Genomic DNA, 22849 nt, shown 5'->3' with positions numbered 1-22849 from the left:
TTGCGCCGAGCCGCGCAGCATGGCGCGGCTTGTGTTGGGCTGGGAGGTGTTTGTGGCGCGCGCGCTCAGCCCACCACCAGGCGGATGCCGGGCAACACCTGCTCGGACTCGCTGCGCCGCTCCAGCGCCAGCCGCATGTTCATCTGCGCCACTTCGGTGTGCTCCACCGCCAGCGCCTGCGCGCGCGCGCCCTCGCCGCGCCGCAGCGCATCGAACAGCATGTGGTGCTGGCGGTGCGCGTACAGCATCCAGTCGCGGTCCATGGTCACCGTGCCCTGCATCGGCAACATGGCCGAGGCCGGTGCGAACGGCAGCTTGTCGTTGAGCTCGACGGCGCGCTGCAGCGCCCGGTTGCCGGAAGCGTCGAGGATCAGCGCGTGGAAGCGGTCGTTCATCACCGAATAGGCCGCGTAGCTCTCGATGGTGAGCGGGTTGTCGGCCAGCAGGCGGTCGCCCTCGTCCAGCACGGTCTGCAACTGGCCCTGCAACTGGCGTGAGACGCCGTGCTCAGCCACCAGCCGCGCGGCCATGCCCTCCAGGTGGCCGCGCACCGCGATGGCGTCGATCACCTCTTGCGACGTGAACTGGCGCACCAGGTACTTGCCGGTCTCGTTGGCCTGCACCAGGCCCTCCTGCTCCAGCGTGACGAGCGCGGCGCGCACCGGCGTGCGCGAAGCGCCCAGCCGCTCGGCCAGTTGCTGCTCGGCCAGGCGCTGGCCGGGTTCGAACTGACCGCTCAGGATCAGGTCGCGCAATTGCATCAAAACGGTGTCTTGCAGGCTCATGCCGCAAAATGTACACCGAATTCAAAAAACGGTATACCATTTCGATACCCCACCCCGTTTATTGCCGGAGATACCCCACATGAAAGCCGAACTCAATCAACGCATGACCCAGGTCGGAGCAGGCACGCCCGGCGGCGAGCTGCTGCGCCGTTACTGGCAACCCGTCGCGTTGCTGGACGAATTCGATCCCGCGCTCGACCCGCAGATGGCCGTGCGCCCCGTCAAGGCCGTGCGCGTGCTGGGCCAGAACTTCGTGCTGTTCCGGGATGCAAAGGGCCAGTTCGGCCTGCTCGACCGCGACTGCCCGCACCGTGGCGCCGACCTCGCCTTCGGCCGCAACGAAGGCGACGGCATCCGCTGCCCCTTCCACGGCTGGAAGTTCGACACCACCGGCCAGTGCATCGAAACCCCGGCCGAGCCTCCGGGCAGCCGCATGTGCGCGCACATCAAGCAACGCAGCTACCCGCTGGTGCAGCGCAGCGGCGTGCTGTTCGGCTGGTTCGGTCCCGAAAACCAGACGCCCCCGCCCTTCCCCGAGCTCGACTGCTTCAAGGCGCCCGACACCCACACCTTCGCCTTCAAGGGCCTGTGGAACTGCAACTGGCTGCAGTCGCTGGAAGTCGGCATAGACCCGGCGCACGCCTCCTACCTGCACCGTTTCTTCAACGACGGTTCGCTGGAAGACAGCTACGGCAAACAGTTCCGCGGCGCCAGCGCCGGTGACGTGGGCGGCGAGCGCTGGCCCATGACGCGCGTGATGCGCGAGTTCGGCCAGCCCACCATCACCTTCGAGCCCAAGCCCTACGGCCTGCAGCTCACCGCGCTGCGTCCGATGACCGACGAGCTCACCCACGTGCGCGTGACCAACGGCGTGTTCCCGCAGACCTTCGTGATCCCGCTGTCGGAAACCATGACCATCACGCAGATGCACGTGCCGGTGGACGACACGCACAACTACTGGTACGCCTTCTTCACCAGCTTCACCGGCCCGGTGGACAAGGACGCCATGCGCACGCCGCGCCTGCAGGCCGTGACCCTGCCCGACTACATCCCGAAGTCCGGCCGCCACAACAACTGGGGCTTCAACGCCGAAGAGCAGCAGTCCCGCACCTACCTCGGCATGGGCGAGGACGACATCAACGTGCACGACCAGTGGGCCTGCGAAAGCATGGGCCCGATCCAGGACCGCACGCGTGAACACCTGGGCACCACCGACAAGGTGATCATGGCCAACCGCCGCATGCTGCTGCAGGCCATCGACGCCGTCGAACAGGGTGGCACCGCACCGGGCATGGCCGACCCTGCGCAGCACGGCGCCATCGCCGGCCCCGACACGGTGGACGGCATCGCCCCCGCGCAGGGCTGGGAAAACTGGTGGCAGGACGCCGTGCGCGAGAAGCGCGAAGGCGCACCTTGGCACCAGCAGGCTGCCGCCGTGGAAACGGCGGGCGCCAAATGACGTCGTTCGCCCAACGCTGCGGCATCGAATCCCCTGAACACGACGCCGAATGCCGGCGCGTGGCCCAGCTCATCGAAGCCAGCGGCATCGAGCTGGTGCGCTTCGGCTGGTGCGACGCCCACGGCATGCTGCGCGGCAAGACGCTCACCGCCAAAGCCGCCGTGCGCGCCCTGCGCGACGGTGTCGGCATGGTCGGCACGCTGATGCTCAAGGACACCGCCGACCGCACCGCATGGAAGGTGTTTGAGCCGGGTGGCGCGTCCGACCTGCCGGGTTTTGCCGGCGCCGCCAACCTGATGCTGATGCCCGACCCGGAGAGCTTCACCGTCCTTCCCTGGCTGGAGCGCACCGGCTGGCTGCGCTGCCAGCCCTGGTTCGGCGACGGCACACCGGTGCCGCTGGACCCGCGCCGCATGCTGCAGACCGCACTGGCGCAACTGGGCCAGCAGGGCTACGGCCTGAAGACCGGGCTGGAGGTGGAGTTCCACATCTACCGCATCACCGACGCCGCGCCCCAGCTCGACCCCGAACTCGCGGCCTGGCCCGGCCTGCCGCCAAAGGTCGAGATGATCCACCCCGGCTACAACCTGCAGGCCGAGGCGATGGTGGACATGAGCGACGAGCCCATGCGCATCGTGCAGCGCACCGCGCAGGCCCTGGGCCTGCCGCTGCAGTCGCTGGAAATCGAACTCGGCCCGAGCCAGGTGGAAGCCGTGTTCGACGCCACCGACGCCCTCACCGCCGCCGACCAGATGGTGCTGTTCCGCAATGGCGTGCGCCAGGCGCTGCGCCGTGCCGGGTACCACGCCACCTTCATGTGCCGCCCGCCGTTCCCGAACATCATGTCCAGCGGCTGGCACCTGCACCAGTCGCTGGTGGATCTGAAGACCGGCCGCAACGCCTGCGTGCGCGAGGCGCCGGCAACCGGCACCACGCGCGCCGATGCCACGCACACGCTGTCCGACGCGGGCGCGCACTGGCTCGCCGGCCTGCTGTCGCATGCGCGTGGCATGACGGTGCTGTGCACGCCCACCATCAACGGCTTCGCACGCTTCCGCCCCAACGCGCTCGCGCCGCAGGCCGCGCTGTGGGGTCAGGACAACCGCGGCGCCATGCTGCGCGTGGTGGGTGCGGCCGGCGACAACGCCACCCGCATCGAGAACCGCGTGGGCGAACCCGCCGCCAACCCCTACCTCTACATGGCGGCACAGATCCACGCCGGGCTCGACGGCCTGGCACGCGCCACGCTGCCGCCACCGGCCAGCGAGTCGCCCTACGCGGCCGACAACCAGAAGCTGCCTTCGTCCCTGGGCGAAGGCCTGGATGCACTGCGCGCCGACACCGCGCTGTGCGCTGCCCTGGGCGACGACTTCGTGCGTTACTTCAGCCGCATCAAGCAGAGCGAGATCGACCGCCACGCACAGGCCGAAGACAAGGCCGACTTCGAGCGGCGCGAGTACTTCAGCCGCATCTGAGCCGCCTCACCAGCCCGCCGGCTGCGGCGGCGCGATAAGCTGCGGGGGTCTTCACGCCAACGTCGATTGCCATGATCACCCTCCGCTTCGTTCACGCCGACCAGTCGGTGCAGCTGGTGCAGGCCGAAGCCGGCCAGAGCCTGCTGAAAGCCGCCATCGATGCCGACATCCGCGCCATCGAAGGCGACTGCGGCGGCACCCTGACCTGCGCCACCTGCCACGTGATGATCGGCCCGCCCTGGGCCGCGCTGCTGCCGCCGCCCGTGCCCGACGAAACCGACATGCTGGACTACGCGGCCAGCCCGGTCACGCCCGAGAGCCGGCTGTGTTGCCAGGTGCGACTGACACCCGAACTCGACGGCATGGAGGTGCGGCTGCCTGTCGCACAACACTGAAGCCCCGGCCCGCCGCCGGGCAGCGGCCGTGGCACACTGATCCACCGATCCAACCCGCTGCTGCCCACCATGTCCGATACCTCTTACGCCTTCGCCCCTCCCGCCGTCGTCAGCGTGCCCGTGCTCGGCCGCCCGGAGCGTTTTCCCGTGCACCGCGTTTACTGCGTGGGCCGCAACTACGAAGAACACGCCAAGGAGATGGGCTTCACCGGCCGCGAGCCACCCTTCTTCTTCCTCAAGCCGGCCGACGCCGTGGTGGTGGCCGATGCGGGCCAGACCGCCACCATCCACTACCCCAGCCTGACCCAAAACCTGCACCACGAAATCGAACTTGTGGTCGCCATCGGCGTGGGAGGCAAGCACATCAAGGCAGCCGACGCCGCCAAACACATCTACGGTTACGCGGTCGGCCTGGACATGACACGCCGCGACCTGCAGAACGACATGAAGAAACAGGGCCGCCCCTGGTGCATCGGCAAGGCCTACGACCAGTCGGCACCCATCGGGCCGATCACCCTGGCGGCCGAGGCCGGTGCCGTGAACGAGGCGCCGATCTGGCTGCAGGTCAATGGCGCGGACCGCCAGCGCAGCACCGTGGCCAAGCTGATCTGGAACGTGGCCGAAACCATCGAACACCTCTCCGCCGCCTGGGAACTGCAAGCCGGCGACCTGATCTACACCGGCACGCCCGAAGGTGTAGCGGCGGTGGTCAGCGGCGACACCTTGCACGGTGGCGTGGACGGCCTCACCCCCATTTCGGTGCGCGTGGCCTGAGCGTGTGGCGGTGCGCATGAACAAGGGCGCCCGCGCGGTGCAAACAAGGCGGCAAAAAGACCGCAAAACCGAGGGTTAGACCTCTGACGACAAGGCTTGGCGCGGCCGTATGCTGTGCCGCACTTTTCATCGACCCCTGGAGACTTAACACATGATCCAACGCAGAACCCTGCTTCAATCCGGCGCCGCCGTGGCCCTTGGCGTGCCCGCCTTGAGCGGCTTCGCACAGCAAAGCGTCACCCTGAAGTTCCACACCTTCATGGCCCCCCAGTCCAACGTGTACATCAACATGCACAAGGCCTGGATGGACAAGGTCGAGAAGGAATCGGGCGGCCGCATCAAGTTCGAAGGCTATCCCGCGATGACCCTGGGCGGCACGCCGCTGCAGCTGTTTGACCAGGCGCGCGACGGTGTGGTCGACATCGTGTGGACGCTGCCGGGCAACACTCCGGGCCGCTTCCCGCGCACCGAAGTGTTCGAGCTGCCGTTCATGATGAACAACGCCGAAGCCACCTCCAAGGCGTTCTGGGAGTACATCACCACGATGGCGCCCGACGAGTACAAGGAAGTGCAACCGCTGGCCCTGCAGGTGCACGGCCCGGGCATGTTCCACATGCGCAACAAGCAGATCAAGACAGCGGAAGACCTGCGCGGCTCCAAGGTGCGTGGCCCGACCCGCCAGATCACCAAGATGCTGGGTTATCTCGGCGCGATCCCGGTCGGCATGCCGCTGCCGCAAATCCCCGACTCACTCTCCAAGGGCGTGATCGACGGCTGCGTGATCCCGTGGGAAGTGGTGCCCTCCGTCAAGGTGCACGAACTCACCAAGTTCCACAGCGAATTCGACCCAGCTGGCGGCGCGCTCTACACCACCACCTTCGTGATGGCGATGAACCGCAACAAGTACGCGTCGCTGCCGCCCGACCTCAAGGCGATCATCGACAAGAACTCCGGCATGGCCACCTCGGGCTGGCTGGGCAAGGTGCAGCAGGCCGGCGACGCACCGGGCCGCGAAGCCGCCGTCAAACAAGGCAACACCATCTACACCATCCCCTCGGCGGAAGCCCAGGAGTTCAAGCGCAAGGCGCGCCTGGTGGAAGTGGAATGGGTGCAGGACATGGACAAGCGCGGCTTCAAGGGCCAGCAGCTGCTCGACAGCGCCAAGGCACTGATCGCCAAACACGGCAAGAAGGCCTGAGTCTTCCGTCCATCTCCCCCAAAAGCCGGGCGCCCTGCCCGGCTTTTTTTGCGCCCGCGAGCTGCGCCGCAGCGTTGCCGGCCGGCAAGGCGTGGGCCCTTTCGGCCTCTCTTACACTGCCACGATGCAGCGCACCCCCATCAAACATTGCCGCCAATGCGGCACCGCCGTCGAACACCGCCTGCCCGACGACGGCGACACCCGAATCCGTGCCGTCTGCCCGGCTTGTCACACCGTGCATTACGAGAACCCGCTCAACGTGGTCGGCACGGTGCCGGTCTGGGGTGACAGCGGTCAGTACGTGTTGCTGTGCAAGCGCAACATCGAACCACGCTGGGGCAAGTGGACGTTGCCCGCGGGCTTCATGGAGTTGGGCGAAACCACCATCGAAGGGGCGGCACGCGAGACCGACGAAGAGGCCGGCGCAGAGATCGAGATGGGCGAGATCTTCACCCTGATGAACGTTGCGCGGGTCGGCCAGGTGCACATCTACTACCGCGCCCGCCTGCTCAGCGAACAGTTCAACCCGGGCCACGAAACCATCGAGGCGCGCCTGTTCACCGAAGACCAGATTCCCTGGGACGAAATCGCCTTTCGCACCGTCAAGGAAACGCTGGAACACTACTTCGCCGACCGGCGCCAGGGCCGCTTCGGCTTCCACGCCTTCGACATCGCCTGAGCGCGGCCACCGGCGCGGCCACCGGCCTCAGGCCGCGCCGTCTTCCAGTGCGGGCTGTGGCCAGTCCAGCAGTTCGGCCAGGCGCCGCACCACCCAGACCGACTCCACCTCGTTCACCACCGCCGGCTCCACTCGCAGGCCCTGCAGGCAGCGCGCCAGCACGTCGGACTCGGTGATGCCGAGGCCAAATTCCATGTTGCGCGCGGTCTCGGTGAGCATCGTCGCCATGTCCTCGCACAGCTCGTAGCGCGCGGCCAGCTCGGCATGTGGCAGGCTGGGTTTCTGGCGCCCCGGCGCGATGTACAGCGCGATGAAGGACGGGGGAATTTCAATCTGCGATTCGTCGGACATGCCGCACTGTAATCAAACGCCGCAACGCTGCGCGCAAGACGGCCTTAGTGGCTGGCCGCGGCAGGACCGTCGGGCAGCTCGCGCAGCAGCTGCCCGGCCCAGGCCGGCCAGCGCACCGGGTTCCTCCACATCACGCGCCCGGCACGGCAGCGCGCCACCAGGCGCGGCGCCTGCACCACGCGGTTGCGCGGGCCGGATGTGTCGTACAGCAAGGCCAGATCGGCCAGCGGAATGGCCTGCGCCAGGTTGGCCAGGGTGCGTGGGTAACGCGCCAGGATGCGGTCGGCCGGCACGCTGTGGCCGCCCTCCTGCTCACGCTGCTGCACCCGCGCCAGCAACTGGCGCGGCTCTTCCACGCAGACCACCAGCAACACCACCGCAAAACCGGCGGCGCGGGCCGCCGCCAGCAGCTCGATCTTGGAGGGGTGCGAAAACACGGTTTCGCTGGCGAAGGACTCACCCGCCGCCAGGCAGGCCACACGTTGCCCGTCGGCCCACTGCCGCGCCATCTGCGAACGCTTCAACGGCTGGCGAATGTGCTGCAGATGCGCGGCCTCGTGCAGGTCGGCGTTGACGAACAACGCCTCGGGCGGAATCAGCCCCTCGGCCAGCGCGGACCGGTACAGCGTGGACTTGCCGGCCCCGTTGGGCCCGGCCAGCAGGTAAAAGACCGGGCGCGTCACGCGACGCGACGGGTGGCCGGTACCTTGCTGCGGTTCTGGAGCACGGTCTGGCGCACCGCGTCGGCCAGGCGACCGCTGGACTCGGCGGCCAGAAAACGCGCCTCGATCGCGTCCACCGGGTCCGCCGCTTCGTTGTGGCGGGCCGCCGCGTCGTAACGCGCAATCGCTTCGCGCGCCTCCTGCACGGTGAGGCCGGTTTCTTCGGCGATGCGGCCCAGCGTGGCCCAATACTCGATCTGGCCGGCGACCGAGCGGCGCTGTGGTTGCGCCGCCTCACGCGCCTGGCGCACCAGGCCGGCGGGCAGCTTGACAGAGGAAAATGCAGTGCTGGACGAAGACGGCATGAAAATCTCCTGAATGGCGCATTTTGCGCCATTTGGGATACCATGGCAACCCAGCGGCTCAACCCCACACCTTTCACACGCGATCATGAAAAAACAGGGCACCGTGGTGCGCTGGGACGGCGAAAAAGCCTTCGGCTTCATCCGCTGCCCACAGATCCCCGCCGACGTCTTCTTCCACCTGCGCGACTTCAGCGGCCCGGGCAAACCGGCCGAAGGCATGCAGGTGACGTTTGACGACATCCACGTCGGCGGCAAGGGCCCGCGCGCGCTCTCGGTTGAACCGATGCGCAACACCATCGTGGCGGAAAAGCCCGCCGCGCCCGCCCCGGCAGAAGCCGACCCGCTGCTGCCACCCGCCCAACCGGCGGCCCGCTCGCGCTCGCAATGGCAGAAGCGGCGCGAGGAGCGCCCGCTGTGGATCGGCCTCGGCCTGATCGCATTCTGGCTGCTGCTCTGGCTGGTCGGCATCGGCATGGGGCGCTTCCCCTGGGTGATCCTCAACGGTGTGGTGCTGATCAACCTGGTGACCTTCTACATGTACTGGCGCGACAAACACGCGGCCATCAACGAGGTGCGGCGCACCCCCGAAGACTGGCTGCACGGCCTGGCCGTGATCGGTGGCTGGCCGGGCGCCTGGTTCGCACAGCAGATCCTGCGCCACAAGACCAGCAAGCGGCCATTCCGGCTGATGTACTGGGGCACGGTGGCGGTCAACATGCTGGCACTGCTCGGCTGGATTGCCTGGCCGGCCCTGTACGGTGCGGCGGTGGCCTGAACGCCGGGTCTGTGCAGGCGCGCCTCCGGTCAACAGCGCCACGCCTTGTCCGGGCTTGCTCAGCGAGCCTTTGGTGGGCTTGATCATCCGCAAGGGGAAGGTGCGCAGGTGTGCGCCGAAATCTCGGCCCCACACCATGGGTGTATCTGCAGCCCTTCCGTGCCTCGCTCGTGGTGGGTGCACGGGAAAGCGCTTTTGTTTTTTCACCGCCGCGCCCCCCTCTTCACAAGCGGTGGCCGACCGGCTCGCGGCGCCCACCAGTGGATCTCGCCACGGTGACCAGCAACGCCCTGACTGCGGCGAAGGTGGGCAACCTTCAGCGCCGACCGGGTCTGTGAACGGGACGGTCAGGGTCGCTGGTGTTGCCTGGCGATCCGTGCATGGAAATGCCTTCGTTCTCCCTTTATCACCCCCTGTATTCCCTTGAAATGCCGCGGAAAAAGAGACGCACCGCATAATTTGATGCCATTTTTTGCTTCTCTCAGGCCATGACCTCTCCTTCCAAGACCCCCACACACACCGGCTCCGCGCGGTGTTGGGCGTATCGCATTGTTGGCGCCCTGTGCGCGCTGTTCGGGCTGCTCTTTGTGGGCGGCGGGGCCTATCTGGCAAGTCTCGGTGGCAGCCTCTATTTCGCCGTCGCGGGTGTGCTGCTGCTGGTGGCGGGTGTGCTGCTCTGGCGCGGCCAGCGCGCAGGCGCGTGGCTGTACGCGCTGGCGCTGATCGGCAGTGCGGCATGGGCCGTCTGGGAGGCCGGCTGGAGCTTCTGGCCGTTGGTGTCGCGCTTGTTTGCACTCGGCGTGCTCGGCCTGCTGGTTGCGCTGGTGGTGCCCATGCTGCCCGGCGCGGTGCGCCGCGGGCGTGCCTGGGCGACGGCGGCGGTGCTGGCCATCGTGCTGGCTGTGGCTTTCGCCGGCATGTTCGTGCCGCACGCGCCGGTCGTCGCGCAGGGCAACGGCCCGGGCCTCACCGCCGTGGACCCCGCCAGCGCACAGAAAAACTGGACACACTACGGCAACACAGAGGGAGGGAGCCGCTTCGCAGCGCTCGACGACATCCACCGCGGCAACGTCTAACAGCTTGAGGTGGCATGGACGTACCACACCGGCGACATCGCGCTCAGCGACGGCAATGGCGCCGAAGACCAGACCACGCCGCTGCAGATCGGTGAACGGCTGTTCGTCTGCACGCCGCACAACAACGTGATCGCACTCGATGCCGACACGGGCCGCGAGTTGTGGAAGACCGAGATCAACGCCAAATCTTCGGTCTGGCAACGCTGCCGAGGCCTGGCCTACTTCGACGCCGACGCGCCGCTGCAGCAGCCGACGGCCGCCAACACCACGCCCATCAAGGCGGTGACGCTGGCGCCAGGGGCCAACTGCCAGCGCCGCCTGCTCACCAACACCATCGACAGCCGGCTGATCGCCGTCGACGCCGATACCGGCGCCCTGTGCCAGGGCTTCGGGCAAGGGGGTCAGGTGGATCTCAAGGCCGGCCTCGGTGCGGTGCCCGATTCTTATTACCAGCTGTCTTCGGCACCGCTGATCGCGGGCACCACGGTGGTGGTGGGTGGGCGCGTGGCCGACAACGTGCAGGCCGACATGCCGGGTGGCGTGATCCGCGGTTTCGACGTGATCACCGGCGAACTCCGCTGGGCGTTCGACCCCGGCAACCCGCTGGACAAACAGGCGCCGGCAGCCGGCAAGACCTACGTGCGCAGCACGCCCAACTCGTGGGCGCCGATGTCGTACGACCCGGCGATGAACACCGTGTTCTTGCCCATGGGCAGCTCCTCGACCGACCTGTACGGTGTCGAACGCACCGAGCTCGATCACAAGTACGGCGCATCCATCCTCGCGCTGGACGCCACCACCGGCCACGAAAAGTGGGTGTACCAGACCGTGCACAACGACCTGTGGGACTTCGACCTGCCGATGCAGCCCAGCCTGCTCGACTTCCCGATGCCCGATGGTCGCTCCGTGCCCGCCGTGGTCATTGGCACCAAGGCAGGCCAGATCTACGTTCTCGACCGCGCCACCGGTCAACCGCTGACGGCGGTTGAGCAGGTGCCGGTGAAGCCGGCGAACATCCCGAACGAACCCTACGCACCGACACAACCGCGCTCGGTGGGCATGCCACAGATCGGCGTGCCACACCTGACCGAAGCCAGCATGTGGGGCGCGACCCCGTTCGACCAGCTGTTGTGCCGCATCGCCTTCAAGAAGATGCGCTACGAAGGGCTGTACACCGCACCGGGCACCGACGTGTCGCTGAGCTTTCCGGGTTCACTCGGCGGCATGAACTGGGGCGGCATCTCGACCGACCCGGTGCACGGCTTCATCTTTGTCAACGACATGCGGCTGGGCCTCTGGATCCAGATGATTCCCTCGGCCAACAAGGGTTCTGCATCCAGCGGTGGCGAGGCCATCAACGCCGGCATGGGCTCGGTGCCGCTGAAGGGCACACCGTACGCTGTCAACAAGAACCGTTTCCTGTCCGCCGCCGGCATCCCTTGCCAGGAACCACCCTACGGCACGCTGACAGCGATCGACCTGAAGACCCGAAGCATCGCCTGGCAGGTGCCCGTGGGCACGGTGCAGGACACCGGCCCGATGGGCATCAAGATGCGCCTGCCAATGCCGGTAGGCATGCCCACGCTCGGCGGCACGCTGGCGACGCAGGGTGGCCTGGTGTTCATCGCCGGCACGCAAGACTATTACCTGCGCGCGTTCGATTCGGCCACCGGCAAGGAAGCGTGGAAAGGCCGGCTGCCCGTCGGCAGCCAGGGCGGCCCGATGACCTACCGTTCACCCAAGAGTGGCCGGCAGTTTGTCGTCATCACCGCCGGTGGTGCACGCCAGTCGCCGGACCGCGGCGACTACGTGATCGCCTACGCCTTGCCAGCCGCCGCTCCTTGAGTGCACAGCCGCCCGTCGCCGCAGGCGGCGGGCGGCCTGGGCGCAGGCTCCGACTTCATGAAGGCGCAAGCCATCTGGTTCTGGGCCATCCGATGAAACGCACACTTCTGATCTTGCTCGGCGTGTGCGTGGGCCTGGTCGTCGGGGCCCTGGCTTCCCTGGCCTTCAACGTCGGCTACGGCGCCCAGTGGGTGCGCAGCGACGACGACGCCAACCTGCTGGTGTCCCTGCTGCTCTTCGGCTTTCTGCCAGTGTTTGGTGCGCTGGGGGGCTTTGTGGCCAGCCGGTACGGCCGGCCACGAGGCAGCTGATCGCTGCCGCTGCCCGCAGCAACTCAGCGCGGCTTGCGCTTGCCGCCGCCACCCGCGGGCGCCGAGCCCGTCACACGCGGTGGCAAGCCGGTGTGCTGCGTGAGCAGGCGGCCCTTGCCGGGCTGGCCCGCCACCGTCTTGCCAGCACCCACGGTTGGCGTGCTGTTCTTGCGCCGGGCGCTTTGGTAGCTGCCGTCCGTCATGGGCTGGAAGGTCGGGATCAGGTGGTGCTTGCCGTTGCCGATGAGGTCGGCGCGGCCCATGGTCTTGAGCGCTTCGCGCAGCAGCGGCCAGTTGTTCGGGTCGTGGTAGCGCAGAAACGCCTTGTGCAGCCGGCGGCGCTTGTCGCCACGCACGATGTCCACGCGCTCGGCACGGTCGTCGCGGTGGATGCCCTTGAGCGGGTTCAGGCTGGTGTGGTACATGGCCGTGGCGGTGGCCATGGGGCTGGGGTAGAAGGTCTGAACCTGGTCGGCGCGGAAGCCGCTCCTCTTCAGCCAGATTGCGAGGTTCATCATGTCCTCGTCGCTGGTGCCGGGGTGCGCCGCGATGAAGTACGGAATGAGGTACTGCTTCTTGCCGGCCTCTTCGCTGAACTTCTCGAACAGCTGCTTGAACCGCTCGTAGCTGCCGATGCCCGGCTTCATCATCTTCGACAGCGGGCCACCTTCGGTGTGCTCGGGCGCGATCTTCAGGTAACCGCCCACGTGGTGCTGCACCAGTTCCTTCACGTACTCGGGGCTCTTGACCGCGAGGTCGTAGCGCAGGCCGGAGCCGATCAGGATCTTCTTGATGCCACGCAGCGCACGCGCACGGCGGTAGATCTTGATCAGCGGGCCGTGGTCGGTGTGCAGGTTGGAGCAGATGCCGGGGAAGACGCAGCTGGGCTTGCGGCAGGCGGCTTCGATGGCGGGTGACTTGCAGCCCAGGCGGTACATGTTGGCCGTGGGGCCACCCAGGTCGGACACCACGCCGGTGAAACCTTCCACCTTGTCGCGGATGTCTTCCACTTCCTTGATGATCGAATCTTCCGAGCGGCTCTGGATGATGCGGCCCTCGTGCTCGGTGATCGAGCAGAAGGTGCAGCCGCCGAAGCAGCCGCGCATGATGTTGACGCTGAAGCGGATCATTTCCCAGGCCGGAATCTTGGTCGCGCCATCGTGCTTGCCGTGTTCGTCGGCATAGGCCGGGTGCGGGCTGCGGGCGTAAGGCAGATCGAACACGTAGTCCATCTCGGCCGTGGTCAGCGGGATTGGCGGCGGGTTCATCCAAACGTCGCGCGCGGTCGCGCCTTCGCCGTGGGTCTGCACCAGCGCGCGGGCATTGCCGGGGTTGGTCTCCAGATGCAGCACGCGGTTGGCGTGGGCATAGAGCACCGCGTCGCTGCGCACCTGCTCGTAACTCGGCAGGCGGATCACCGAACGCTCGCGCGGCGGCACCTTGTGTTTGCCTTTGCCCTGCAGCGCCGGGTTGGGCACGAACTTCAGGGTCTGGATCGCGGGGTTGACCTCGCTCGCCGGTGCAGCGGCCGCTGCGGCGTCACCGCCCTCTTCCTTGGCGCAGCTCTGCCCTTGTGACTGAGCCTGTTCGCTGGTGGTCTGGTAGGGGTTGATGTGGCTGTCCACGCGGCCGGGGGTGTCGACCTCGGTGGAGTCGATCTCGAGCCAGCCGGCGGCCGTCGGGTCTCCCGGGCGCCGAACGAAGGCCGTGCCTCGCACGTCGGTGATGTGTTCGACGGGCTCGCGCGCGGCAATGCGGTGCGCCACCTCGACCAGCGCGCGCTCGGCGTTGCCGTACAGCAGCAGATCGCATTTGCTGTCCACCACCACGCTGCGGCGCACTTTGTCGCTCCAGTAGTCGTAGTGGGCGATGCGGCGCAGGCTGCCTTCGATGCCGCCGAGCACGATGGGCACGTCCTTGAAGGCTTCGCGGCAGCGCTGGCTGTAGACGATGGCCGCGCGGTCGGGCCGCTTGCCGCCTTCGTCGCCCGGCGTGTAGGCGTCATCGCTGCGGATCTTGCGGTCCGCCGTGTAGCGGTTGATCATCGAATCCATGTTCCCGGCGGTCACGCCCCAGAACAGGTTCGGCTTGCCCAGGGCCTTGAAGGCTTCGGCGCTGGTCCAGTCCGGCTGGGCGATGATGCCGACGCGAAAGCCCTGCGCCTCCAGCACGCGGCCCACCACGGACATGCCGAAGCTGGGATGGTCGACATAAGCGTCGCCGGTCACCAGGATGATGTCGCAACTGTCCCAGCCCAGCTGCTCCATCTCGGCGCGGCTCATCGGCAAAAACGGCGCCACGCCGAATCGCTTGGCCCAATAGGGGCGGTAGCTGGTGATGGGCTTGGCGGCTCGCGCGAAGAAGGAGACGTCGATGGGGGCGTTCATGGGGCTGGCACAGACCCGGAGCGCGGGTGGGTGGAAAACCCACGATTTTACCGGCCGGTCCTTCTTTCAGGGGTATTCAGGGGTACTCGCCCACACCGGCAGGCCGTGTGCAGCGGGCTTCATGCTTCCTGGATGAACGCCACGCGCTCATTCATCGACCGCAGAACCCACGGTTTGAGCCATCAAACGGTCAAAAAATGTTTCCAGCTGTCTTTGCCCGACGGCAGACAGGCAGGCAAAAAAACATCGGCATTGCGTGGTTCTCTGGCGCTGGCCGGACGGCATAGGGCCAGGTGGCGCTGGCGTTGAACGGCGGATCGCACCAAGCCAGCCGCTGCACTGCCTATCATGGGGAAAAACAGGAGACAGACATGCCGACCTTCAACACCCTGCGCATCGACAAACACGCCGAACAGCCACGCGTTGCGCGCCTGCTGCTCAACCGGCCGGAGCGCCTCAACGCCATCAATGACGAAACGCCGCGCGAGATCCGCGCGGCCGTGGAATGGGCCAACGCCGACGACGAAGTGCACGTGATCGTGGTCGAAGGCGCCGGCAAGGGCTTTTGCGGCGGGTACGACCTCTCCATGTTCGGCGAAGGCGAGATCGACCACCCCTGCCAGCAGGAGCGCCACCCCTGGGACCCGATGGACGACTACGCGTTCATGAAGCGCAACACCGAGGACTTCATGGCCTTGTGGCGCAGCCCCAAGCCCACCATCGCCAAGGTGCATGGTGCGGCGGTGGCCGGCGGCAGCGACATCGCGCTCTGCTGCGACCTGCTGGTGATGGCGGACGACGCCCGCATCGGCTACATGCCCACACGCGTCTGGGGTTGCCCCACCACCGCCATGTGGACTTACCGCCTCGGTGCGGCACGGGCCAAGCAGATGATGTTCACCGGCAACGTGATCGACGGCCGCACCGCCGCCAGCTGGGGCCTGGCCAACGAGGCCGTGCCGCTCGGCCAGCTGGAGAGCACGACCATGCAACTGGCCGAGCGCATCGCCGGTGTGCCGCGCTCGCACCTGGCCATGCACAAGATGGTGGTGAACCAGGTCATGCTCAGCATGGGACTGGAGCAGACACAGATGATGGCCACCGTGTTCGACGGCATCACGCGCCACAACCCGGAGGGCTTGTGGTTCCGCCGCCATGCGCAGGAAGCCGGCTTCAAGGACGCGGTGCAATGGCGCGACAGCGGCCGGCCGATCCCCGAAGGCGACGAGGCGCGCGCCCTCATCCGCGAGATGGAAAAACGCAAGCCACCGGCCGGGGAAAAATGAAACTCCATGTACGGTTCATCTCGTTACCCCTCTTACGGGACGGCCGAGAATGTAATGGGCATCGCGCATAGCATGGCCGCTTCACTTTTTAGAGAAGGAGCTGGCATGGCACTGCACTTTGGCAAACGCGACACCGAACCCACCAAACCCCTGAACACCGGCATGGCCACGCAACGTTATGGCCAGCCCGCCAGCAGCAACGGCAGCGCGTCGTCGGCCTACAGCCCGGCACAAGCGAGCACCCCCGCTGCGGCAGCAACGCCCGATGCAGACGTCGCAGCCCCGGCCACGACCAGCAGCAGTTCCGCGACGCCCGAAGGCGGCAGCAAGCTCACGGTCGGCCCGAACATCAAGCTCAAGGGCGTTGAAATCACCGACTGCGACACGCTGGTGGTGGAAGGCACGGTCGAGGCCACGATGGACTCGCGCGTGATCCAGATCGCGGAACAGGGCGAGTTCAAGGGCTCGGCCGAAATCGACATCGCCGAGATCCGCGGCGCGTTCGACGGCAGCCTCACGGTGCGCCAGAAGCTGGTGATCTACGCCACGGGCAAGGTCACGGGCAAGATCCGCTACGGCAAGGTGGTGATCGAAGAAGGTGGCCAGCTCTCCGGCGACATCGAATGCTCGGCATCCACCCTGTCCAAGGGACAACAACGCTCCATGGCCCTGGCCGCCTGATACGCGTCTGATCCCTGCGCACAAGCCTGGTCGGCGCCGGCCAGGCTTTGTTGCCCGCCCCTGGCGGCCCCGTTATGCTCCGGGGTATGTACGCCGATTTCTTCGGGTTGAAGCAAGACCCGTTCTCCATTGCGCCCGATCCGCTCTACCTCTTCATGAGCGAGCGCCACCGAGAAGCATTGGCGCACCTGTTGTACGGCATTCGCGGCGGTGGCGGCTTTGTGCTGCTGAGCGGTGAAATCGGCGCCGGCAAGACCACCATCTGCCGCTGCTTCCTGGAACAGATTCCCTCCCACTGCAAGGTCGCCTACATCTTCAACCCCAAGTTGACGATTGCCGACCTGCTCAAGACGATCTGCCGCGAGTTCCACGTCGAAGTCAAACACGATGGCTTCGGCCCGGCGACGATCAAGGACTACCTCGATCCCTTCAACGAATACCTGCTGCAAAGCCACGCGCGCGGCGAGCGCAACGTGCTCGTCATCGACGAGGCGCAGAACCTCACGCCGCATGTGCTGGAACAGCTGCGGCTGCTGACCAACCTGGAGACCAGCGAGCGCAAGCTGCTGCAGATCATCCTGATCGGCCAGCCCGAGCTGCGCAAGGTGCTGGCCCAACCCGAGCTGGAGCAACTGGCGCAGCGCGTGATTGCACGCTTTCACCTCGGCGCGCTCGACGAAGCCGAAACCCGCCAGTACATCGAACACCGCATGCAGGTGGCCGGCTTGCGCGGGCCATTGCCGTTCTCGAACCAGGCCATCCAGCGCATCCACGAAATCGCACGTGGCGTGCCGCGGCGCGTCAACCTGCTGTGTGACCGCGCCCTGCTCGGCGCCTATGCCACCCACCAGCCGCGGGTCGAGCGCGCGGTGGTCGACAAGGCCGCCAGCGAGGTGTTCGACATCGACAACAGCGACCCGAAGCAGCGCCCGCGTGGCGCCTCCACCAGCGCCCAGCCCTGGACATCGCCGCTGGGCACGCTGGCCATCGGTCTGGTCGCGGGGGCATTGTTGGCGGGTGCGCTGTTCTGGCTGTGGGGCCAGCGCGCCCCGGTGGCAGCCATTCCGACCGCAGGTGCTGCCCCTGCTACCACCAAGGCCAACGCAGTGGCGCGAGTCGACACGCCGGCACTGGCAGCCGACCCCGCGCCATCGCCGCCACTGCCCAGCACACCGCCGGCCGCTTCGGCGCTGCTCGGCAGTGAGGCCGATGCCTGGCGCGCCCTCGGTCCGCTGTGGGACGAGTCGCTGGCCGGGGCCGAGCCCTGCGCGGCCGCCCAGCTCAAACAACTGCAGTGTTACCGCACCGACCGCATGACACTCAACGGCCTGCGCCAGATGGACCGCCCCGGCCTGGTCAACCTGCGCCTGGCCGACGGTTCCGGCTGGGCGCTGGTGACGGCGCTCGACGGTGACCACGCCACCCTGCAGGCCGGCAGCCAGCGCTGGCGCATGCCGCTGACCGCGCTGGCCGATGTGTGGCGCGGTGATTTTTCGACCCTGTGGCGCCTGCCGCCCGGCCAGACCGGCCGGCTCGTCGACGGCCGCACCGGCCCCGCCGCCAACTGGCTGAGCCAGCGTATCGCCAGCCTGCAGAGCGCGGGCAAGGTGCCGCCGTCTGCCAATGACCTCACGGCACGCATCCAGGCTTTCCAGCGCGTGCACGGCATCGACGCCGCCGGCATGGCCGGCCCCATCACCTTCATGCAGCTCAACCTGGTCAGTGGCGTGGACGAGCCGCGTCTGTCCAGCACCGGCTCCTGAGAAATCGCCCCAGATGTCCTACATCCTCGATGCCCTTCAACGCGCCGACGCCGAACGCGAACGCGGCCATGTGCCCGGCCTGAACAGCCAGATCGTGCCGCCCGCACAACGCAAGCCGGCACGGCCCCGCCGCGGCTGGCGCCTGGGCCACACCCTGGTATGGGTGCTGGCCCTCGTGTTGCTTGCGGCCACCCTGTGGTGGTGGTTCGCACCATCCCGCGCCACCAAGCCCGGCACGCCCGTGGCGGCCACCAGCACCCCGAGCACCAGCGGTGCCGTGACGGCCCATGCCACACCGCAAGCGGCGAACGATGTGGCGGCTGCACCAGCGGCCTCCAGCGCGCCATCAACGCCCATGGCAGCGCCCGCCCCCGTGCAGCCCATCCTCGCGCCACCGCGCCCCGAGCCGGTGAAGCCGGCGCCGACACCGGCCACGGTCGCCGCACCCACGCCCGCACCGGCTGCAGCCCCCGGCAACACCGCCGCCGCACCGCGCAGCGCCACCCCGGCCCCGGCGGCTGCCACGGCGCCGGCACCTGCACCTGCAGCCCCGGTCGCCACGACGGCCGCAGCACCCGCGCCAGCCCCCGAAGCCAACGCGGCCCCGGTGCGCAGCTTTGCCGAACTCTCACCCGAGGCGCGCGCACAGTTGCCGCAAGTGAGCGTGAGCGGTTCCACCTACTCGAAGAACCCGGCCATGCGCATGCTGATCGTCAACGGCAAGGTGCTGCAGGAAGGCCAGGAGATCGCACCCGGTTTCAAGCTGGAGACCATTGGCCAGCGCAGTGCGGTGCTCAACCACAACGGCTTGCGCTACAGCATCGGATATTGACTTGGACACCCCCTGCGCCGCTTTGCGGCTTCCCCCTCCGTGGCGCACCTTCGGCGCTTCGAGGGGGACCGCAGCTTGGGCCGGCGCAGCCGGACCCTTGCTGCCTCTGGTCTGCGCGGCTGCTGCGGCATGGGTCGCGCTCCGGCGCATTGAAAAACGGATATGAACACCGATCCTGAAGAACCCATCCTGCAGGTCAAGGGCTTGCGGTTCGGCTGGTCCGAACAGCGCTTGTTCGACGGCCTGTCCCTCGACATCGCACCCGGTGTCACCCTCGTGCAGGGCGATGACGGCAGCGGCAAGAGCACGCTGTTGCGCCTTCTCGCCGGCGCGCAGAACGCCGACGCCGGCACGTTCACCTTGAACGGCATCGAACTCGCCGAGCACCACGACGCCTACCGCCACCAGGTGTTCTGGATCGACCCGCAGACCGAGGCCCACGACGCGCTGGCGGCCCAGTGTTACCTGGACAGCCTGAGCCACCACTACCCGAACTTCGACAGCGCAGCGCTGCCCGCACTGATTGAGGGCTTTGGCCTGGCACCGCACCTGGCCAAGCCGATGTATATGTTGTCCACCGGCAGCCGGCGCAAAGTCTGGCTGAGCGCCGCATTTGCTGCCGGCACGCCGCTGACGCTGATCGACCAGCCGTTTGCAGCGCTGGACGCGCCCTCGATCCGCTTCCTGCGCGGCCTGCTGCAGGAGGCGTCGCAACACCCTGCTCGGGCCTGGTTGCTGGCCGACTACGAAGCGCCCGAAGGCGTGGCGCTGCGCCAGACCATCGCGCTCTGACGCGCCAAAGCGCCGTCAGTCCAGCGGCGCCACTTCCACAAACACCAGGCGGTTGCCGAACGGGTCGTGCACCGTCAACTCCCGGCTGTCCCAGGGCATGTTCTCAATGCCGGGTTTGGCGTACTTGTAGTTCGCCTCGGTGAGTTGCGCGTGCAACGCGTCCAGCTGGTCGGTCTGGATGCGCACCGCCGCGCCCGGGCAACAGTCGCCGTGGTGCTCGGTCAGGTGCAGCACGCAGCCGTCGCGCGAGACCTGCATGTAGAGCGGAAAGCCGGGCTCGAAGCGGTGCTCCCAGTCGATCTTGAAGCCGAGGAAATCCAGGTAGAACTCGCGCGCCCTGGCTTCGTCGAAGCTGCGCAAAATCGGGGTGGTGATGCCGAGCCCCATCGCATTCACCGTGCGCCCAGGCCCATGCTGCGCGAAATCACTTCCTTCATGATTTCATTCGTGCCGCCGTAGATGCGCTGCACACGCGCGTCGGCGTAGGCACGGGTGATGGGATATTCCCACATGTAGCCGTAGCCGCCGTGCAGCTGCAGGCATTCGTCCATCACCTTGCACTGCAGGTCGGAGCACCAGTACTTGGCCATGCTGGCGGTGGCGGTGTCGAGCTTGCCGTCCACGATGAGCTCGCAGCACTTGTCGACGAACACGCGCGCCACCTGCACCTCGGTCTGCAGCTCGGCCAGCGTGTAGCGCGTGTTCTGGTACTGCGCTACGGGCTGGCCGAACACCTTGCGGTCCCTGGTGTACTGCACCGTCCAGTCGATGGCGGCCTGCGCCGCCGCCACCGCGCCGATGGCGATCTGCAGCCGCTCCCAGGGCAGCTGTTCCATCAGGCAGATGAAGCCGCGCCCTTCCATGGCCGGGCCGCCCAGCAGGTTCTCGGCCGGCACGTTCACGTTGTTGAAGAACAGTTCCGAGGTGTCCTGCGCCTTCATGCCCAGCTTCTTCAGGCGTTTGCCTTTTTCAAAGCCCGGCATGCCACGCTCCACCAGCAACAGGCTGGTGCCCTTGGCGCCCGCGCTCGGGTCGGTCTTGGCGACCACGATCACCAGGTCGGCATGCCAGCCGTTGGTGATGAAGGTCTTGCTGCCGTTGAGCAGGTAACTGCCGTCGGCCTGTTGGATGGCGGTGCTCTTGACGCCCTGCAGGTCGCTGCCGGCAGCGGGCTCGCTCATGGCGATGGCACCCACCATCTCGCCGCTGGCGAGTTGGGGCAGGTACTTTGCCTTCTGCGCTTCGGTGCCGTAGTGCAGGATGTACGGCGCCACGATCTCGCTGTGCAGGCCGAAGCCGATGCCGGTGAAGCCGCTGCGCGCGATCTCTTCCATCTGCACCACCGAATACAACTTGTCGGCATCCGAGCCGCCATACGCCTCGGGCAGGCTCATGCCGAGAAAGCCGTTCTCCCCGGCCTTGCTCCACACCGCGCGGTCCACATAACCCTGCTCCTCCCAGGCCTCGTGGTGCGGCGCGATTTCCTTGTCGATGAACTTTCGGAAGCTGTCGCGGAAGGCTTCGTGGTCGGCGTTGAACAGGGTTCTTTCGATCATGGTGTCACCTATCAGACTGGTCGCATGGAATTTAGGAAAGCAGATGCTCGGCAAAAGTCTATACTGATTCGGCACCCGCGTTCCCCCCGGATTCCCCCCAGGAGACACCATGAGCGAAGCATTCGTATTCGATGCCGTGCGCACGCCGCGCGGCAAGGGCAAAAAGGACGGCAGCCTGCACGAGGTCAAGCCGATCGACCTGCTGGCCGGTGTGCTCACCCAGTTGCAGCGGCGCAACGGTTTCGACACCGGCGCGGTGGACGACGTGGTGATGGGCGTGGTCTCGCCCATCGGCGAACAGGGCTCGGTGATCGCCAAGGTGGCCGCGCTCAAGGCCGGCTGGGACTGGCGCTGCTCGGGCGTGCAGATCAACCGCTTCTGCGCCTCCGGCCTGGAGGCAGTGAACCTGGCGGCGATGAAGGTGCGCAGCGGCTGGGAAGACCTGGTGGTGGCCGGCGGCGTGGAGAGCATGAGCCGTGTGCCCATCGGCTCCGACGGCGGCGCCTGGGCGCAAGACCCGCAGACCAACAGCGACACCCTCTTCGTGCCACAAGGCATTGGCGCCGACCTGATCGCCACCCTGGAAGGTTTCCGCCGTGAAGACGTGGACGCCTACGCGCTCGAATCGCAGAAGCGCGCCGCCGCCGCACGCGCCGCCGGGTACTTCAAGGGTTCGGTGGTGCCGGTGACCGACTTCCTGGGCCAGAGCATCCTGGACGAAGACGAGTTCATCAAACCGCAGACCACGCTGGACGGCCTGGCCTCGCTCAAGCCGGCGTTCGAGCAGCTGGGCGGCATGGGTTTTGATGCGGTGGCGCTGCAGCGTTACCCGCAGGTTGAACGCATCCACCATGTGCACCACGCGGGCAACTCATCGGGCATCGTCGATGGCGCCACCGCGGTGCTGATCGGCAGCGACGCCGCCGGCAAGGCGCATGGCCTCACGCCGCGCGCGCGCATCGTCTCGGCCGCGCTCTCGGGTGCCGACCCCACCATCATGCTCACCGGCCCGATGCCGGCGGCGCGCAAGGCGCTGGCCAAGGCCGGCCTCACCATCGACCAGATCGACCTGTTCGAAGTGAACGAGGCCTTTGCCGCCGTGCCCATGAAGTTCATGAAAGAACTGGGCGTGCCGCACGAGAAGGTGAACGTGAACGGCGGTGCCATCGCGCTCGGCCACCCGCTGGGTGCCACGGGCGCCATGATCCTCGGCACGTTGATCGACGAGCTGCACCGCCGCCAGCTGCGCTACGGCCTGGCCACGCTGTGCGTCGGCGGTGGCATGGGCATCGCGACGGTTGTTGAAAGGGTCTGACGACCCTCCCCCGCGCCGCACCATCGGCGCGTCACCCCTGTGGGGGAGCTGCACCTGCAGCTGCGCGGTGTTTCTGGACAGCAAGAC

The 22849-nt window shown here is 67.2% G+C and carries 21 protein-coding genes and 1 pseudogene; 15 read left to right on the top strand and 7 right to left on the bottom strand.

Going from position 1 to position 22849, the window contains the following annotated elements:
* Positions 1–65 precede the first annotated feature (65 nt).
* Complete coding sequence (locus HPA01S_RS00365; protein ID WP_066265210.1) at positions 66–785, bottom strand: GntR family transcriptional regulator; 720 nt, start codon at positions 783–785, stop codon at positions 66–68.
* 79 nt (positions 786–864) lie between these two features.
* Here HPA01S_RS00365 and HPA01S_RS00360 point away from each other — a divergent pair, with 79 nt between their 5' ends.
* From HPA01S_RS00360 to HPA01S_RS00335, 6 genes are all read left to right on the top strand, one after another.
* Positions 865–2244, top strand: coding sequence for a Rieske 2Fe-2S domain-containing protein (locus tag HPA01S_RS00360; protein WP_066265208.1), 1380 nt, complete (start codon positions 865–867; stop codon positions 2242–2244).
* Complete coding sequence (locus HPA01S_RS00355) at positions 2241–3719, top strand: glutamine synthetase family protein (protein ID WP_066265205.1); 1479 nt, start codon at positions 2241–2243, stop codon at positions 3717–3719. Before HPA01S_RS00360 ends, HPA01S_RS00355 begins: the two co-directional genes overlap by 4 nt.
* Positions 3720–3790: 71 nt before the next feature.
* Positions 3791–4114, top strand: a complete 324-nt coding sequence (locus tag HPA01S_RS00350; RefSeq protein WP_066265203.1) for a 2Fe-2S iron-sulfur cluster-binding protein — start codon at positions 3791–3793, stop codon at positions 4112–4114.
* A gap of 69 nt (positions 4115–4183) precedes the next feature.
* Positions 4184–4888, top strand: coding sequence for a fumarylacetoacetate hydrolase family protein (locus HPA01S_RS00345; protein WP_066265200.1), 705 nt, complete (start codon positions 4184–4186; stop codon positions 4886–4888).
* Positions 4889–5039: 151 nt separating this feature from the next.
* Entirely contained in the window at positions 5040–6086 is a 1047-nt protein-coding gene (locus HPA01S_RS00340) for a TRAP transporter substrate-binding protein (protein WP_066265199.1), read from the top strand.
* A 124-nt stretch (positions 6087–6210) separates the two neighbouring features.
* On the top strand, positions 6211–6765 hold the full coding sequence (locus HPA01S_RS00335) for an NUDIX hydrolase (RefSeq protein ID WP_066265198.1): 555 nt from the start codon (positions 6211–6213) through the stop codon (positions 6763–6765).
* Positions 6766–6792: 27 nt separating this feature from the next.
* Here the strand turns inward: HPA01S_RS00335 and HPA01S_RS00330 are convergent, their stop codons facing one another.
* Genes HPA01S_RS00330 through HPA01S_RS00320 form a run of 3 tightly spaced genes read right to left on the bottom strand, consistent with a single transcriptional unit; the run spans position 6793 to position 8143 of the window.
* Positions 6793–7116, bottom strand: a complete 324-nt coding sequence (locus tag HPA01S_RS00330; RefSeq protein WP_066265196.1) for an ATPase with chaperone activity — start codon at positions 7114–7116, stop codon at positions 6793–6795.
* A gap of 44 nt (positions 7117–7160) precedes the next feature.
* Entirely contained in the window at positions 7161–7799 is a 639-nt protein-coding gene (locus HPA01S_RS00325; RefSeq protein ID WP_066265192.1) for an ATPase, read from the bottom strand.
* Complete coding sequence (locus HPA01S_RS00320) at positions 7796–8143, bottom strand: TA system antitoxin ParD family protein (RefSeq protein ID WP_066265190.1); 348 nt, start codon at positions 8141–8143, stop codon at positions 7796–7798. The genes HPA01S_RS00325 and HPA01S_RS00320 overlap by 4 nt, the downstream gene beginning before the upstream one ends.
* Before the next feature lie 85 nt (positions 8144–8228).
* On the opposite strand from HPA01S_RS00320, the gene HPA01S_RS00315 reads away from it, so the two are divergent.
* The 3 genes and pseudogenes from HPA01S_RS00315 (at position 8229) to HPA01S_RS00305 (ending at position 12150) form a co-directional block, all read left to right on the top strand.
* Positions 8229–8918, top strand: a complete 690-nt coding sequence (locus HPA01S_RS00315; RefSeq protein ID WP_066265187.1) for a DUF1294 domain-containing protein — start codon at positions 8229–8231, stop codon at positions 8916–8918.
* 488 nt (positions 8919–9406) lie between these two features.
* Positions 9407–11839: pseudogene (locus HPA01S_RS00310) on the top strand (membrane-bound PQQ-dependent dehydrogenase, glucose/quinate/shikimate family).
* A 92-nt stretch (positions 11840–11931) separates the two neighbouring features.
* Entirely contained in the window at positions 11932–12150 is a 219-nt protein-coding gene (locus tag HPA01S_RS00305; protein WP_066265186.1) for a hypothetical protein, read from the top strand.
* Between the two features lie 23 nt (positions 12151–12173).
* Here HPA01S_RS00305 and HPA01S_RS00300 read toward each other — a convergent pair whose 3' ends face one another.
* Positions 12174–14537, bottom strand: coding sequence for a YgiQ family radical SAM protein (locus tag HPA01S_RS00300; RefSeq protein ID WP_066265184.1), 2364 nt, complete (start codon positions 14535–14537; stop codon positions 12174–12176).
* A 371-nt stretch (positions 14538–14908) separates the two neighbouring features.
* Here HPA01S_RS00300 and HPA01S_RS00295 point away from each other — a divergent pair, with 371 nt between their 5' ends.
* The 5 genes from HPA01S_RS00295 (at position 14909) to HPA01S_RS00275 (ending at position 19891) form a co-directional block, all read left to right on the top strand.
* Positions 14909–15823, top strand: coding sequence for a crotonase/enoyl-CoA hydratase family protein (locus HPA01S_RS00295; RefSeq protein WP_066265181.1), 915 nt, complete (start codon positions 14909–14911; stop codon positions 15821–15823).
* Positions 15824–15928: 105 nt separating this feature from the next.
* The gene (locus tag HPA01S_RS00290) at positions 15929–16504 is read left to right on the top strand and encodes a bactofilin family protein (protein WP_066265178.1); all 576 of its coding nucleotides are present in this window, start codon (positions 15929–15931) and stop codon (positions 16502–16504) included.
* An 86-nt stretch (positions 16505–16590) separates the two neighbouring features.
* Complete coding sequence (locus HPA01S_RS00285) at positions 16591–18267, top strand: ExeA family protein (protein ID WP_066265177.1); 1677 nt, start codon at positions 16591–16593, stop codon at positions 18265–18267.
* A 13-nt stretch (positions 18268–18280) separates the two neighbouring features.
* Positions 18281–19099, top strand: a complete 819-nt coding sequence (locus tag HPA01S_RS00280) for a general secretion pathway protein GspB (protein WP_066265175.1) — start codon at positions 18281–18283, stop codon at positions 19097–19099.
* 162 nt (positions 19100–19261) lie between these two features.
* Positions 19262–19891, top strand: a complete 630-nt coding sequence (locus HPA01S_RS00275; RefSeq protein WP_066265173.1) for an ABC transporter ATP-binding protein — start codon at positions 19262–19264, stop codon at positions 19889–19891.
* Positions 19892–19906: 15 nt separating this feature from the next.
* On the opposite strand, the gene HPA01S_RS00270 is transcribed toward HPA01S_RS00275, so the two are convergent.
* The gene (locus HPA01S_RS00270; RefSeq protein ID WP_066266144.1) at positions 19907–20278 is read right to left on the bottom strand and encodes a glyoxalase superfamily protein; all 372 of its coding nucleotides are present in this window, start codon (positions 20276–20278) and stop codon (positions 19907–19909) included.
* A gap of 5 nt (positions 20279–20283) precedes the next feature.
* Positions 20284–21447, bottom strand: a complete 1164-nt coding sequence (locus tag HPA01S_RS00265; RefSeq protein WP_066265168.1) for an acyl-CoA dehydrogenase family protein — start codon at positions 21445–21447, stop codon at positions 20284–20286.
* A gap of 109 nt (positions 21448–21556) precedes the next feature.
* Between HPA01S_RS00265 and HPA01S_RS00260 the strand changes: the two genes are divergently transcribed.
* Positions 21557–22762 (top strand): acetyl-CoA C-acetyltransferase, encoded by a 1206-nt coding sequence (locus HPA01S_RS00260; RefSeq protein ID WP_066265165.1) that lies wholly within the window; start codon positions 21557–21559, stop codon positions 22760–22762.
* The last annotated feature ends 87 nt before the right edge of the window (positions 22763–22849 follow it).

Source organism: Hydrogenophaga palleronii NBRC 102513 (genome assembly GCF_001571225.1).
GTDB classification, from domain to species: Bacteria; Pseudomonadota; Gammaproteobacteria; order Burkholderiales; family Burkholderiaceae_C; genus Hydrogenophaga; species Hydrogenophaga palleronii.
The sequence above is the reverse complement of the archived record's forward strand: the minus strand, read 5'-3'. Positions and strand labels throughout refer to the sequence as shown.